Source organism: Streptomyces silvisoli (genome assembly GCF_029269905.1).
In the GTDB taxonomy this organism is placed as follows: domain Bacteria; phylum Actinomycetota; class Actinomycetes; order Streptomycetales; family Streptomycetaceae; genus Streptantibioticus_A; species Streptantibioticus_A silvisoli_A.
Genome location: NZ_JARJBC010000003.1, coordinates 252,900 through 265,668 on the forward strand (window position 1 = coordinate 252,900; position 12,769 = coordinate 265,668).

Here is a 12,769-nt window from a genome sequence, read left to right on the forward strand (position 1 = left end):
CCGGCACCGGTGTCAGTCATGCGTGCCCCTCGCCCATCGGTATCGATCCTTCCAGCCCCGTGATGCGCCGGCGGCTTCGGCGGTACGAGCCGGGCCTTCGGACCGACCGGCGGCAGGCTCGCGGTACGCGCTCCTGTGCCGGGCGGTCACAGGGAGAACGAGCACGCGTGGCGATGCGTGACGACCCCCCGGACGTTCATTGTCCCGGTCGGCCGTGCGCCTCGACCACCCAACTCGCCATCCGGGCGCTGTGGACTGCGCCACTCCGCTGGCCTGCGGCACGGGGAACCCGCCGCCGACGCCGCGCTCACCGCCGGGGACGAGGCGGGCCGACACCGTGTCAACACCACATCGCCACCGGTAGGCGGCACAACGGTCCGCCAGCCTACCGCGCGATCACCCGAACGTGGTCCAAGCCCCCGCCACCATCAGACAAATGTTCGTCACATTCGTGTGCCGCACAGCAGGAAGACCGTCGAGCGTTCCCGCTCCGCCCACTCCTCGTCGAGTTCCACCGACTGGAGTAGCGCACGCTCCACCGCGTAACCGGCTTCGGCCAGCACCTGACCAACGCGCTCCGCTTCGTCGCGTGTTGTCGCGCTGGCGGCGATACGTTCCGGTTTACGCGCCGCGCAGGCCGCGACCACATCCGCCCCGCCACCGCCGACGCGCACGACGTCCGGCTCCGGCAGGTCCTCCAGGACGTGCGGCGCGGCGCCCTCCACCACCTGCGGTTGCACGCCGTAGCGGCGGGCGTTGGCGGTGATCCGGGCGCAGGCGTCGGCGTCCTGGTCCACCGCGATGACCGCGGCGCCGAGGCGGGCGGCCTCCACCGCCAACGCGCCGTTGCCCGCTCCGATGTCCCACAGCAGGTCGCCGGTGCGCGGCCCGAGCCGGGCCAGTTGCAGGGCGCGCAGCTGCGCGGACCGTTGGGCGCCGGCGGGGCCGGGTGCGGGTTCCTGTGCGTACCGCTCCTCCGGCAGCGCCCAGCCGCGTAGTTCGCCCGGGTAGCCGGGGTCCTGGCCCGCGATCCAGCCGCTGCTCTCGGTGGCCGAGCCGCCGCCGATCACCAGCACCACGTTGGGGTCGCGCCAGGTGTGGTCGGCGACCTTGTCCGAGGTGAGCACGGTGACCTCCTCGCGCTCGGTGCCCAGCGCCTCGCAGATGACGAACGTGCGGTGCACTCCGCCGAGCAGCAGGGCGAGTTCGGCGGGCCCGGCGCCCGGCGCGGTGAGCACCGCGACCTTCGGGTACGCCCGGACCACGTTCACGGCGCGCCGCAGCGTGCGGCTGTGCGCGACGACGACGCGGGCGTCGTCCCACGGCATTCCGGCGCGGGCGAAGGCCTGGGCGACGGAGGAGACGGCAGGCACCACCTCGACCTCCAGGCCGTGCTCGGGCTTGCGCAGCGCCCGTACCACACCGAAGTAGCCGGGGTCGCCGTCGGCGAGGACCACCGCGGTGCCGCGGTGCGCGGCGATGCGGCGGGCGGCGAGGTCGATGCTGCCGAGCAGCACGCGCTCGGCGTCGGCGGGCACGTCGGGCAGCGCGAGGTGGTGGCGCGCTCCGGCCACCAAAGTGGCCGCGCCGAGCGCGGATAGTGCCGCCGCGGTAAGCGGCGTACCGTCCCACCCGATCACCGTGACCCGGTCCGCCATCGTCGTCCTTCGTTCGGCGTGTCGTTGACTGTGCTGTCGGGGCGTTGTCGCCAGAACCAGGTGCAGACCTGGCATGACACAGTATCCCGGCCGGATCTGGCCAGGCACGGGAGCACCCGGTGCACACGCCGAGCGGGCGGATCAGCGCCAGTCGGGATAGGCGGCGTATCCGGAGTCGTCCATCACCCGGCCCGCGACCCCGTCGAGGTCCTCGGGCAGCAGGCTCCACACGATCAGATCGGTGCGCGACTCGGTCCAACGGCCGTCCGCGCACCGGCTGCGCACTATGCCGGCGTTGCGCAGCACGCCCTCGCTGATGCAGCCGATCTTCTGGGCCACCTGCTGGGAGGCCGTGTTGTCGGCCGCCGTGCGCAACTCCAGGCGTTCGAAGCGCTGGTCGTGGAAGAGCCATTGGGCGGTGGCCAGCACCGCCTCCGAGGCGTAGCCCTCACCGCGCGCCCAGGGGGCGGTGATGTAGCCGATCTCGGTGCTGCGGCAGCGCCAGTCGGTGTCGTACAGGTGGATGGTGCCGACCAGCCGCTGGGTGAGGAACTCGCTGACCGCGAAGACGATTCCGCGCCCCGAGGCGCGTTCCGCGGGCGCGGTGCTGGTGACCCAGTGCCGGGCGTCGGACCTGGTGTACGGGTGCGGCACGGGCGACCAGGCGACGACCAGTTCGTCGTTCATCATCTCCGCCAGCGCCGGGATGTCCTCCTCGTCGAACGGACGCAGGGAGAGCCGTTCCGTACTGATCGAGATGTCCGGGAAGATGTCCGGGAAGGTGGTTGTCATTCGCCGCTCCTCGCCGAGCCCCGTGGAAAGAGCCGTGTAAAGAGCACAGCATGCAACATCGGGCGCGGTCCGCGCAGTGCGGGGTACCGGGCCGCCGATCCGTGCGCGGTGTCCGTGCGGCCGTGGATTGCCGCTGGTCCAAAGGGCCTTCGGGGTACCGTGCGGACCCCGCCCGTACCCCTTCCCGTCACTGGCTCCTGCTACCGTCTGCCCGCGTGACGATCCACCACGCAGCAGGAATCGGTTACCAGCGTTCGGCGGGCGGCTATGAGCGGTCGCGGCCCTCCTACCCCATGGCCTCGCTCGCGGAGCTGGCCGACGCGCTGCCGCTGGAGGCCGGACGCACGGTCGTCGATCTGGGCGCGGGTACGGGGAAGTTCACCCGTCTGCTGGCGCTGACCGGTGCCGAGGTGATCGCGGTGGAGCCGGTCGCTCAGATGCGTGACCGGCTGGCGGAACTGCTGCCGGGGGTGGCGGTGACGGCCGGTACGGCGGAGGCGACCGGCCTGGCGGACGGCTGCGCGGACGCCGTGGTGGCGGCGCAGTCCTGGCACTGGTTCTCCGGTGGGCAGGCGCTCTCCGAGGTGGAGCGCCTGTTGCGGCCGGGTGGTGCGCTCGGGCTGGTGTGGAACACGTATGACACCTCGGTGCCGTGGGTGCGCGAGTTCCAGGACATCTACTTCCGCTGTGCGCCGCGTGATCTGCCCAGTCCGCTGGACGACGGTTGGCGGCAGGTCTTCACCGGCCGCCCCGGCTGGAGCGAACTGCGCGAGCGGCACTGGCCGAACCCGCACCCCACGACGGTGGCGGACGTGGTGGAGCGGATGATGTCGTCCAGCCACATCGTGGTGCTGGGCGGGGCCGAGCAGGAGCAGGTACGGGCGCAGGCCGTGGACCTGCTCAAGCGCCAGGGTGCGATGCGTGATGACGACCGCCTGGAGATGCCGTACACCACGGATGTGTACTGGGCGCACTGGCGGCCGTAGCGTCGCAGCGCCACGGCCGCCGGTGCACGGTGCCTCTCAGGCGGCGGGCTTGCCGAAGGCCGGGACGACCGCGCCCTTGAAGGTCTGCTCGATGTACTGCTTGACCGCGTCGGAGTTGAGCAGCCTGGCGAGCTTCTGGACCCGCGGGTCGTTCTGGTTGCCCTCCTTGACCGCGAGGAAGTTGGCGTAGGGGTTGCCCTCCGCCTTCTCCAGCACCAGGGCGTCCTTGGACGGGTTGAGGTTGTCGCCTATCGCGTAGTTGCCGTTGATGATCGCGGCGTCCACGTCGTCGAGGGCGCGCGGCAGCTGGGCGGCCTCCAGCTCCTTGAACTTCAGGTGCTTGGGGTTGTCGGCCACCGACGCCGGGGTGGCGTCGTTGCCGGTGCCGGGCTTGAGGGTGAGCAGCCCGTTGGCGGCCAGCAGCTTGAAGGCGCGGCCCTCGTTGGTCGTGTCGTTGGGGACGGCGACGGTGGCGCCGTCCTTGATGTCCTTGACCGACTTCGCCTTGTGCGAGTACAGGCCCAGCGGCTCCAGCTCGACGTTCACCACCGGCACGATGTGGGTGCCGTTCTTCTTGTTGAAGTCGTCCAGGTAGGGCTTGTGCTGGAAGAAGTTGGCGCCGACGTCGCCGTTCTCGGTGGCGGTGTTCGGCAGCACGTAGTCGGTGAACTCCCTGACCTCCAGCTTGAGTCCGGCCTTCGCGGCCAGGTGGTCCCGGACGAAGTCGAGGATCTTGGCGTGCGGGGTGGGGCTCGCGGCCACGATCAGCGGCGCGTCGGCACCCTTCTGCTGCGCGCTCGAACCGTCGGACGAGGACGCGCAGGCGGTGGCACCGAACGCGAGGGCCGCGGCGGCGAGCAGGGAGGTGGTGAACTTGGTTGCGGTACGCACGAAAAGTGCCTTTCGTTATGGGCGCTGGGCCCGATTTCCTGTACTGCGGGGAAACTTCGGGGGCTGCTCCCCCAAGCCCCTGGCTTTTTCGGGGAACTTCGCCCCCCGTCGCCCTGTCCGGGGCCGCGTCCCCAGGCGCCCCTCGGGGCCTGTGCCCGGTCGCCTACGCTGCCGCGGCTCGTCTGCCGCGGCGGGCCAGGGAGCTGGCGGCCAGGTCGCCGAGCAACTGGATGGCGGTGACCAGGACGACCAGGATGACCAGAGTGATCAGCATGACGTTGGTCTCGAAGCGCTGGTAGCCGTAGCGGATCGCCAGGTCACCCAGGCCGCCCGCGCCGACCGCGCCCGCCATCGCGGTGTAGCCGACCAGCGCCACCGCGGTGGTGGTCAGCCCGGACACCAGCGAGGGCAGCGCCTCCGGCAGCAGCACCTTGCGCACCACGGTCCAGGTGCCGCCGCCCATCGACTGCACCGCCTCCACAAGGCCGTGGTCGACCTCGCGTATCGCGGTCTCCACCAGGCGGGCGAAGAACGGGATGGCGCCCACCGCCAGCGGCACGATCGCCGCCTCGGCGCCGATGCTGGTGCCGATCACGTACCGGGTGAAGGGGATCAGCGCGACCATCAGGATGATGAACGGCAGCGAGCGGCCGACGTTCACGATCGCTCCGACGACCTTGTTGACCGCCGCGTTCCGCAGCAGTCCACCGCGGTCGGTGAGCACCAGCAGCACACCGAGCGGGAGTCCGACGATCACCGCGATCGCCGCGGACCACAGCACCATGTAGATGGTGTCCCAACACGCGGGCAGCAGCATCGGCTGCAGCTCGTCCCAGGTCACTTCGCGGCCTCCTTGACCAGCGTGTCGTCAGCCTTCGGCGTGGCGGCGCCGTTCACCGGCGCGACGTCGACCTGGAGGCCCTTCTCCCGCAGGAACCCGATGGGCACCACGTTCTCCTCGAAGCGGCCGGGTAGTTCGATCCGCATCCGGCCGACCTGGCGACCGCCGATGGTCTCCATCGCCGCGCCGAGGATCGAGATGTCGATGTTGTAGGTGCGGGCGAGTTGGGAGATGACCGGCTGGGTGGCCGCCTCACCGTGGAAGGTGAGGTCCACCACCGTGCGGCCCTCCTCGGAGGGCTCGCCGCCAACCGGGAAGAGTTCCTGGGCGAGTTCGGAACCGGGGGTCGCCAACAGTTCGGCTACGGTGCCGGATTCCACGATGCGGCCTTCCTTCATCAGCGCGGCCGAGTCGCAGACCGCCTTGACCACGTCCATCTCGTGGGTGATCAGCAGGACGGTCAGTCCCAGCTGCTGGTTGAGATCGCGCAGCAGTTGGAGGATGGAGCGGGTGGTCTCCGGGTCGAGCGCCGAGGTGGCCTCGTCGGACAGCAGCACCTTGGGGTCGCCCGCCAGCGCGCGGGCGATGCCGACCCGCTGCTTCTGGCCGCCGGACAGCTGTGCCGGGTAGGCCTTCGCCTTGTCGGCGAGGCCCACCAGGTCCAGCAGTTCCAGCGCCTTGCGGGACCGCTCCTGCCCTGAGATGCCGAGGATCTCCAGCGGCAGCTCGACGTTGTCCTGCACGGTGCGCGCGGACAGCAGGTTGAAGTGCTGGAAGACCATGCCGATCTGGCTGCGGGCGCTGCGCAGTGCCGCGTTGGCACGCCGGGAGCGACCGGCCAGCGCGGTCAGGTCGGTTCCGGCGACCTCTACGGTGCCGGAGGTGGGGCGCTCCAGCAGGTTGACGCAGCGGATCAGGGTGCTCTTTCCGGCGCCGCTGCGGCCGACGACGCCGAACACCTCGCCCTCGCGGACGTGTAGATCGACGCCGTCGAGAGCGACTGTCTCCCGACCTCGCGAGTGGTAGACCTTACTCAGGCCCGTGGTGGTGATCACTGGGTTTCCGTCACTGTCGAGTACGTGCCGGGGCGTCCGTCACGTACGGATGTGTCCGTCTCGGATTACGGCAGGGCGCGGCCCGGGTACACCAGGCGGCGGTGTGTCAGAGGGAGTGGGTGCCCGGCGGCTGCGGGTCGTGGGCGAGTCGGCAGCGCTTGATCGCCGCGAGGCACATGTGCCGGCTCGCCGCCGTGGCCATGGCGAAGGCTCGGGGCACTGGATTGGTCATCGGGTGTCCGTGGTGCGGGAGCGGTCCGGATGCGGACGCCGCTCTGCTCTGTCCGTAGGGGTTGCTCGCTTCGGGGCGCGAGGCTCAGGCAGGGGCCCTCAGAGTTCGCACATTCGACACATACGACGAACACCGGGCGTCATCGCCTCGGTCGCACGGCTGCGGCTGTTCGTCGTCGTCATGCGCCCCAGTAAACCAGACAGCACTCGAACGTTCCGCATTCCGATCCGATTGTCCGCCATGCGGACAGCGCGGTGGTGTCCGGTGGCGGTGTGCTCAGCCGTCGCAGCGCAGCGTCACGCCGACCTCGTCCACCTGCGCGGACACCTGCGAGAGGTCCCTGACCAGCACATCGGCGTCCAGCTCCGCCGGGTCGTGGGTTGTGGTCAACGCCACCGTGCGCATCCCGGCCGCGCGGCCCGCCCGCAGGCCCGCGGGCGCGTCCTCGAACACCGTGCACCGACCCGGCCGGAACCCCAGCTTCTCGGCGGCGAGCAGGAACGGCTCCGGATCGGGCTTGCCACGCCGCACGTCACCGGCGCTCACCAGTAGGCCGGGGGCTATCCCGGCCGCCGCCAGCCGCGCCTCGGCCAGCCGCCGGGTGGCCGAGGTCACCACCGCCCACCGCTCGGCGGGCAGCGAGGCCAGCAGTGCGAGGGTGCCGGGCAGCACCACCAGACCGTCGACGTCCTGGACCTCGAGCTCCTCGATCCTGGCCAGCGCCTCCGGGACCCGCTCGGCGGGCAGCAACTCGGCGATGATCTCGACCGCGGGCCGCCCGTGCAGTTGCACCCGGGCGAACCGCTCGGCGCCGATCCCGTACTCCCGCGCCCAGCGGGTCCAGCAGCGGACGACGGAGTCCAGCGAGGAGACCAGCGTTCCGTCCATGTCGAACAGCAGGGCGTCGGTGCGGAAGTGCGAGGGGCTCATGATCCGCGACCCTATGTGGCCGGGTGGGGGCGGCGCATCCGGACTTTCGTCCCGTAATAGAGTCACCGCATGCTCGTACACCCCTGTCCGGTCCGTTCCGCGGTGCGGAGCGTGCGGTGATCGGCGCGCTCACCGTGGCGGTCACCGTCGCCGCGCTGCTGCTCGCCGCGTGGTGCGGATACGCGACCGCCCGCGATCAGTCCACCAAGGACTGGCACTTCATCGGCATGGCCGTGGTGTCCGTACTGGCACTGGCCCAACTGGTGGTGGGCATCGTGGAGTTGGCCGGCGGCCACAAGCCGCACGGCGGCACGGTGATCTTCGTCGCCTATCTGGTGGGCGCGGCGCTGACCGTTCCGGCGGCGGGCTTCATGTCGCTGCTGGAGCGCACCCGTTGGGGATCGGCGACGGTGGCCGCAGGCGGAGTGATTCTGGCCGTGCTCCAGGTGCGGCTGCTGGACATCTGGGGAGGCGGTCATGGCTGAGAGCCAGGCCACACAACGGCCGCGGAAGATCGGCGAGGGTCCGGGACGGCTGATCGTCTCGCTGTACGCGGTGTTCACCGTCGCCGCCGGATCGCGTTCGCTCTACCAGTTGATCGCGCAGTTCCACGAGGCGCCGCTGGCGTATGTGCTGTCCGCGGTGGCCGCGGTGGTCTACGCGTTCATCACGGTGTCGCTGGTGCGCGGCGGGGAGTCGGCCCGGCGGCTGGCGATGGTGTGCTGCGCGGTGGAGCTGGCGGGCGTGCTCGCGGTGGGCACGCTGACCATCGTGGACTCCTCCGCGTTCCCCGACCAGACCGTGTGGTCCTACTACGGGATGGGCTATGTGTTCATTCCGCTGGTGCTGCCGGTGACCGGGATGCTGTGGTTGCGCAAGGCCGCCCCGCAGCGGTTGAGCACGGCGGGGCAGCCCCAGGCGTAGTGGCCGGTCAGGCGCTGGCGGCGAACGAGGACGCCTCGACCGCCTTCTCCATGGTGACCAGGCTCAGTCGGCGGTTGATCTCCTCGGTGCCGATCTGCGCGTAGCCGAGCCGGCGGTACAGGCGCAGGTTGCCCTCGTTGCGGTGGCCGGTGAACAGCTGGAAGCGCTTGGCCTCGCGCTCCGCGGCGAGCCGCTCCTCGATGGCCCCCAGCAACCGGCCGCCCAGGCCGTGCCGTTGCATCCGCGGGTGGACGATCAGCTTCGCTATCCGGGCGGTGCCGTCGGAGTCGACCGTGCCGCGCACCGAGCCGACGACCTCCTCGCCGAGCCTGGCCACCAGTACGCAGCCCTCGCCGAGTTCGGTGCGCAGCGCGGCCAGGGTCTGGGTCAGCGGTTCGATGCCGTAGTCGCCGTACAGCTCGGCTTCCCGCTGGTAGCAGAGGTACTGGAGTTTGAGGATCTTCTCGGCGTCGTCCTCGGTCGCCGTAGAGATGGTCACGCTCATGCCCATGTGCGCAGGCCTCCCCTTTGTGTTCTCCCGGACGCGGGTGGGTGAGGGTGTACGCCCGGGATGTCTGCCCTGTTTGCCGGAGGCGGCGCGGGTTCGCCCCGCCTCCGTGGCGCCGATGATCGCACAGTCGTCCGGACGGGGAGAGCGAGCGGTTGGCCCGTCTCTGCCCCGCTTCGGGTGCTGTTCCGGACACGTCTCAAGCGCCCTGCCGCCGACTGTTTACCGCTCCTTACCCCGTAGTTGCGGCCTTTCAATCCTCCGAACCGAGCCTGGCCCGCAGGCAACCCAGACAGCGCGAGCGCAGCGGACCGAGGCTGCCCTGTGAGATTCCCAACTCCCGGGAAATTTCTCGGTAAGTGGGGTCGGAACGGGACAACAGTGCGGATAACAGCTGCGGGCAGCGGCCCGGCAGCTTCCGGATGACGGCGCGCAGCGAACGGCGCAGCTCGGCGTCGAGCGCCTGGTGCTCCACCGACGGCCCGGCCGCCAGGTGCCCCGGTTCGTACGGCAGCTCGCGCCGCGCCCTGTGCCGGGCCTCGCGCGCCTCCCGGTGTACCGCCTCGCGCAGCCACGCCGCGCTGTCGGTGGGCGCCCGGCCGCGCTCCAAAAGCCTCAGCCAGACGGCCTGTTCGAGGTCGGCCGGGTCCAGCCCGCCGCTCCCGGCCTCCGCGGCGGCCTCGGCGGCCAGCAGCGGGGCGTACGCGTTGATCAGGTCGAGCATCGGCGCCATGTCAGAGGAGATGCCCAGCGGATGGCGGGCGCGCACCGTGTTACACGGAGATCACTCGCACGAGGGGCAGGGAAAGGTTTCGGCGCCGCTTGTCAACCGTGCGTACCAAGTGGGTGAACCTGGCGTGGAACTCGTCAGTAGCCGCGAGTATCGTCCCCGTCAGGAGTGACGCGGTGGCTGCCGCTCCACTTCTTCCGCCTAGCGTTTCCCATATCGGCTGACCCCGACCGGAGGGCCCGTTGTCCCGCATTCTGCTCAAGGCGCTGCTCGGATTCCTGATGCGCGTCCTGTTCCGCCCACGGGTGGAGGGTGTGCAGAACATCCCGGAGAGTGGTGCGGTGATCCTCGCCGGGAACCATCTCACCTTCATCGACTCGCTGTTCCTGTCGCTGGTGGTGGATCGACCGGTCTACTTCATCGGCAAGGACGAGTACGTCACCGGGCGGGGCGTCAAGGGTCGGCTGATGGCCTGGTTCTTCACCACCTCGGGCATGATCCCGGTGGACCGGGACGGCGCGAACGGCGGGGTCGCGGCGCTGATGACGGGCAAGCGGGTGCTGGAGGAGGGCAAGGTGTTCGGCATCTACCCGGAGGGCACCCGCTCCCCCGACGGCCGTCTGTACCGGGGCCGCACCGGCGTGGCCCGGCTGGCGCTGATGACCGGCGCGCCGGTGGTACCGTGCGCCACCATCGGCACCGACCGGGTCCAGCCCGGCGGTGCGGGCATGCCGCGCATCACCCAGGTGACGGTGCGGTTCGGCGAGCCGCTCGACTTCTCCCGCTACGAGGGCATGGACCGGGACCGGTACGTCCTGCGCGCGGTGACCGACGAGGTCATGAGCCATGTGATGCGTCTGTCCGGCCAGGAGTACGTGGACGTCTACGCCACCAAGGCGAAGGCGGCCTAGCCTCGGGCGGCTAGGCCGCCCCTTCGCGGCGGGGTGCGCCGGTGCTCGGCGCCCCCGCCTTCCGGCTGTTCGGCGGAACCTCGTCGGGCCTTGGTGCGTTCGGCACCGCCGCCTACGAGCGCAGCGTCTGCCCGCGCAGCATCCGCCAGGCCCAGACAGCGGCGAGCAGCAACACGATCGCACCGACCGCGGCGGCCCCCCGCACCCCGTCGGTGAAGGCGCTCTGCGCGGCGACCCGCAGCGCGTCACCGGTCTGCTGCGGCAGCAGATTCGCCGCCTCCATCGCACCCGGCAACGACTGCCGCGCCTGCTCGGCCGCACCCGCCGGTACTCCGTCGGGGATGGCGATGCCCGCGTACCGACTGGTCACGATCGACCCCAGGAAGGCGATGCCGAGCGCGGCGCCCAACTCGTACGCCGTCTCCGAGACGGCCGACGCCGCACCCGCGTTCTCCTTGGGCACCGAGGACAAGATCACGTCCGCGGTGACGGTGAAGGAGAACCCCGCGCCGATCCCGACGACCAACAGCACCGCGCCCACCAGCGGATATCCGCTGTCCGGGGTGAGCGCCAACAGCGCCGCCAGCGCCACCCCGATGGCCGCGAGTCCTCCGGCGACCACGGCGCGCACCGAGTAGCGGCGGGCCGCCTTGCCCGCGAGCAGACCGGTGACCACGGCGCCCACGGTGGCCGGCAGCTCCGCGAGCCCGGCCTGCAGCGGCGAACGCTCCTGCACCAGTTGGAGGAACTGGGAGAGGAAGAACACCAGCCCGGACATGCCGAGCACGGTGAGCAGATCGGCCAGCACCGACGCGCTCAGGCCCCGGTTGCGGAACAGGCGCATGTCCAACAGCGGTGCCGGGATGGTCAGTTGCCGCCGTACGAACGCGGCGACGCACAGCAGTCCGACCGCACCGGCCGCCAGGTGGCCCGCTCCGACCCCGTAGGCGGCGGTCTCCTTGACCGCGTAGACGATGCCGGCCATACCGACCAGTGACAGCAGCACACTGGGCAGGTCCCAGGGCCCGGGTGCGGGGTTGCGGGACTCCGGCAGCAGCTTGGCGCCGAACACGATGAGCACCGCCATCACCGGGATGTTGATCAGGAAGACCGAGCCCCACCAGAAGTGTTCCAGCAGGAAGCCGCCGACCACCGGACCGGCCGCGGCGCCCGCCATCGAGGCGGAGCCCCACACACCGATGGCGAAGCTGCGCTCACGCGGGTCGCTGAACAGGTTGCGGATCAGCGCCAGGGTGGACGGCATCAGCGTCGCGCCCGCGACACCCAGCAGCGCCCGGGCGGCTATCAGCATGCCGGGCGTGGCGGAGTACGCGGCCAGCACCGACAGCGCACCGAACGCGGCGGCGCCGCTGAGCAGCAGCCTCTTTCGGCCGATGCGGTCGCCGAGGCTGCCCATGGAGACCAGCAGTCCGGCGATGACGAAGGAGTAGACGTCACCGATCCACAGCAACTCGGTGGAGGACGGCCGTAGTTGCTCACTGAGGAACGGCATCGCCAGGCCCAGCACGGTCGCGTCCACCGCGACCAGCAGCAGGGCCAGGGTCAGTACCGCGAGCGCCCACCAGCGCGCGGGGTGCGGACGCCGGGGCGCCGCTTCCGTGGGGGTGGACTCGGACACCTGCGAGGTCATGACCGCTCCCGCAGCATTCCGCCGAGCAGCAGTTCGCCGACCATGCGCGCCGAGTCGCGCGAGGCCACCTTGCCGTCCTGCACACACCAGCCTGAGGCGGCGATCAGCGCGTACAGCGCCTCGCACAGCCAGGCGGGGCTCAGGTCGTATCGGAAGAAGCCCTGCTCCTGGCCGCGCCGGAACAGCGCGGAGACCCGCTCGTCGATCCTGCCCCATCCCTCGTCGATCTCCGCGACCTCGTAGAGCTGGTTCTCGCCGTAGAGGAAGGCCAGGAAACCGGAGACCGGCATGGCCTCCCCGATCAGCCGCCGCACCGCCTCGACCGGATCGCCCTCCTCGATACGGGCGGCGTCCAGCCGCTCCTCCAGTTGCTCGACGCCGAGCGCGCCAAGCGCCCGGACCAACGCGTCACGGCCCGGAAAGTACCGGTGCAGGGTCGCCCGGCTGACCCCCGCCGCCTTGGCGATCTCGTCCATGGAGGCGGTCGCCTTACGCGTCAGCAGCGCGGCGGCCTCCCGCAGCACCTGTTCACGATCGAAACTCATGAGACCAGAATAATGCATACGAGACATGAGTGTCTCAATTTGAATGTTCGCGCCTCGCCGTGCGGCGGCTCCGACGACTCCGGCCCGGTCTCCGCGTGTCGCGGCGGCCGGGCCG

The 12,769-nt window shown here is 70.7% G+C and carries 15 protein-coding genes; 4 read left to right on the top strand and 11 right to left on the bottom strand.

Annotation, left to right across the window (positions count from 1 at the left end):
- Window positions 1–443: 443 nt before the first annotated feature.
- Both cbiE and P3G67_RS06760 read right to left on the bottom strand, forming a co-directional pair.
- Window positions 444–1,658, bottom strand: coding sequence for a precorrin-6y C5,15-methyltransferase (decarboxylating) subunit CbiE (gene cbiE, locus P3G67_RS06755; protein ID WP_276092636.1), 1,215 nt, complete (start codon window positions 1,656–1,658; stop codon window positions 444–446).
- Between the two features lie 141 nt (window positions 1,659–1,799).
- Entirely contained in the window at window positions 1,800–2,450 is a 651-nt protein-coding gene (locus tag P3G67_RS06760; protein WP_269854955.1) for a GNAT family N-acetyltransferase, read from the bottom strand.
- Between the two features lie 215 nt (window positions 2,451–2,665).
- Between P3G67_RS06760 and P3G67_RS06765 the strand changes: the two genes are divergently transcribed.
- Entirely contained in the window at window positions 2,666–3,436 is a 771-nt protein-coding gene (locus tag P3G67_RS06765; protein WP_276092637.1) for a class I SAM-dependent methyltransferase, read from the top strand.
- A 36-nt stretch (window positions 3,437–3,472) separates the two neighbouring features.
- On the opposite strand, the gene P3G67_RS06770 is transcribed toward P3G67_RS06765, so the two are convergent.
- The 5 genes from P3G67_RS06770 to P3G67_RS06790 all read right to left on the bottom strand — a co-directional run bounded on the left by P3G67_RS06770 (window position 3,473) and on the right by P3G67_RS06790 (window position 7,385).
- Window positions 3,473–4,327 (bottom strand): MetQ/NlpA family ABC transporter substrate-binding protein, encoded by an 855-nt coding sequence (locus P3G67_RS06770; RefSeq protein ID WP_276092638.1) that lies wholly within the window; start codon window positions 4,325–4,327, stop codon window positions 3,473–3,475.
- Window positions 4,328–4,490: 163 nt separating this feature from the next.
- On the bottom strand, window positions 4,491–5,168 hold the full coding sequence (locus tag P3G67_RS06775; RefSeq protein ID WP_269854958.1) for a methionine ABC transporter permease: 678 nt from the start codon (window positions 5,166–5,168) through the stop codon (window positions 4,491–4,493).
- The gene (locus P3G67_RS06780; protein WP_276092639.1) at window positions 5,165–6,223 is read right to left on the bottom strand and encodes a methionine ABC transporter ATP-binding protein; all 1,059 of its coding nucleotides are present in this window, start codon (window positions 6,221–6,223) and stop codon (window positions 5,165–5,167) included. The genes P3G67_RS06775 and P3G67_RS06780 overlap by 4 nt, the downstream gene beginning before the upstream one ends.
- Before the next feature lie 106 nt (window positions 6,224–6,329).
- Window positions 6,330–6,455 carry a hypothetical protein gene (locus P3G67_RS06785; RefSeq protein WP_269854960.1) on the bottom strand — a complete coding sequence of 42 codons (126 nt, stop codon included), beginning with the start codon at window positions 6,453–6,455 and terminating at the stop codon, window positions 6,330–6,332.
- 276 nt (window positions 6,456–6,731) lie between these two features.
- A complete protein-coding gene (locus P3G67_RS06790; protein ID WP_276092640.1) occupies window positions 6,732–7,385 on the bottom strand; it encodes an HAD-IA family hydrolase in 654 nt (217 codons plus the stop codon).
- Between the two features lie 116 nt (window positions 7,386–7,501).
- Here P3G67_RS06790 and P3G67_RS06795 point away from each other — a divergent pair, with 116 nt between their 5' ends.
- Entirely contained in the window at window positions 7,502–7,870 is a 369-nt protein-coding gene (locus tag P3G67_RS06795) for a hypothetical protein (protein ID WP_269854962.1), read from the top strand.
- On the top strand, window positions 7,863–8,309 hold the full coding sequence (locus P3G67_RS06800) for a hypothetical protein (protein ID WP_276092641.1): 447 nt from the start codon (window positions 7,863–7,865) through the stop codon (window positions 8,307–8,309). Before P3G67_RS06795 ends, P3G67_RS06800 begins: the two co-directional genes overlap by 8 nt.
- Before the next feature lie 7 nt (window positions 8,310–8,316).
- Here the strand turns inward: P3G67_RS06800 and P3G67_RS06805 are convergent, their stop codons facing one another.
- Both P3G67_RS06805 and P3G67_RS06810 read right to left on the bottom strand, forming a co-directional pair.
- Window positions 8,317–8,820, bottom strand: a complete 504-nt coding sequence (locus tag P3G67_RS06805) for a GNAT family N-acetyltransferase (RefSeq protein WP_269854964.1) — start codon at window positions 8,818–8,820, stop codon at window positions 8,317–8,319.
- 250 nt (window positions 8,821–9,070) lie between these two features.
- The gene (locus tag P3G67_RS06810; RefSeq protein WP_391858208.1) at window positions 9,071–9,586 is read right to left on the bottom strand and encodes a sigma-70 family RNA polymerase sigma factor; all 516 of its coding nucleotides are present in this window, start codon (window positions 9,584–9,586) and stop codon (window positions 9,071–9,073) included.
- Window positions 9,587–9,789: 203 nt separating this feature from the next.
- On the opposite strand from P3G67_RS06810, the gene P3G67_RS06815 reads away from it, so the two are divergent.
- Window positions 9,790–10,458, top strand: coding sequence for a lysophospholipid acyltransferase family protein (locus P3G67_RS06815; protein WP_269854965.1), 669 nt, complete (start codon window positions 9,790–9,792; stop codon window positions 10,456–10,458).
- A gap of 112 nt (window positions 10,459–10,570) precedes the next feature.
- Here P3G67_RS06815 and P3G67_RS06820 read toward each other — a convergent pair whose 3' ends face one another.
- Both P3G67_RS06820 and P3G67_RS06825 read right to left on the bottom strand, forming a co-directional pair.
- Window positions 10,571–12,109, bottom strand: a complete 1,539-nt coding sequence (locus tag P3G67_RS06820) for an MFS transporter (protein ID WP_276092642.1) — start codon at window positions 12,107–12,109, stop codon at window positions 10,571–10,573.
- Window positions 12,106–12,654 carry a TetR/AcrR family transcriptional regulator gene (locus P3G67_RS06825; protein WP_276092643.1) on the bottom strand — a complete coding sequence of 183 codons (549 nt, stop codon included), beginning with the start codon at window positions 12,652–12,654 and terminating at the stop codon, window positions 12,106–12,108. The genes P3G67_RS06820 and P3G67_RS06825 overlap by 4 nt, the downstream gene beginning before the upstream one ends.
- Between the last annotated feature and the right edge of the window lie 115 nt (window positions 12,655–12,769).

What these genes read in the sequence shown, in the direction of transcription:
- cbiE (WP_276092636.1), bottom strand. Translation starts at nt 1,658, where the DNA reads ATGGCGGACCGGGTCACGGTGATCGGGTGGGACGGTACGCCGCTTACC.
- P3G67_RS06760 (WP_269854955.1), bottom strand. Translation starts at nt 2,450, where the DNA reads ATGACAACCACCTTCCCGGACATCTTCCCGGACATCTCGATCAGTACG.
- P3G67_RS06785 (WP_269854960.1), bottom strand. Translation starts at nt 6,455, where the DNA reads ATGACCAATCCAGTGCCCCGAGCCTTCGCCATGGCCACGGCGGCGAGC.
- P3G67_RS06790 (WP_276092640.1), bottom strand. Translation starts at nt 7,385, where the DNA reads ATGAGCCCCTCGCACTTCCGCACCGACGCCCTGCTGTTCGACATGGAC.
- P3G67_RS06800 (WP_276092641.1), top strand. Translation starts at nt 7,863, where the DNA reads ATGGCTGAGAGCCAGGCCACACAACGGCCGCGGAAGATCGGCGAGGGT.
- P3G67_RS06805 (WP_269854964.1), bottom strand. Translation starts at nt 8,820, where the DNA reads ATGGGCATGAGCGTGACCATCTCTACGGCGACCGAGGACGACGCCGAG.
- P3G67_RS06820 (WP_276092642.1), bottom strand. Translation starts at nt 12,109, where the DNA reads ATGACCTCGCAGGTGTCCGAGTCCACCCCCACGGAAGCGGCGCCCCGG.
- P3G67_RS06825 (WP_276092643.1), bottom strand. Translation starts at nt 12,654, where the DNA reads ATGAGTTTCGATCGTGAACAGGTGCTGCGGGAGGCCGCCGCGCTGCTG.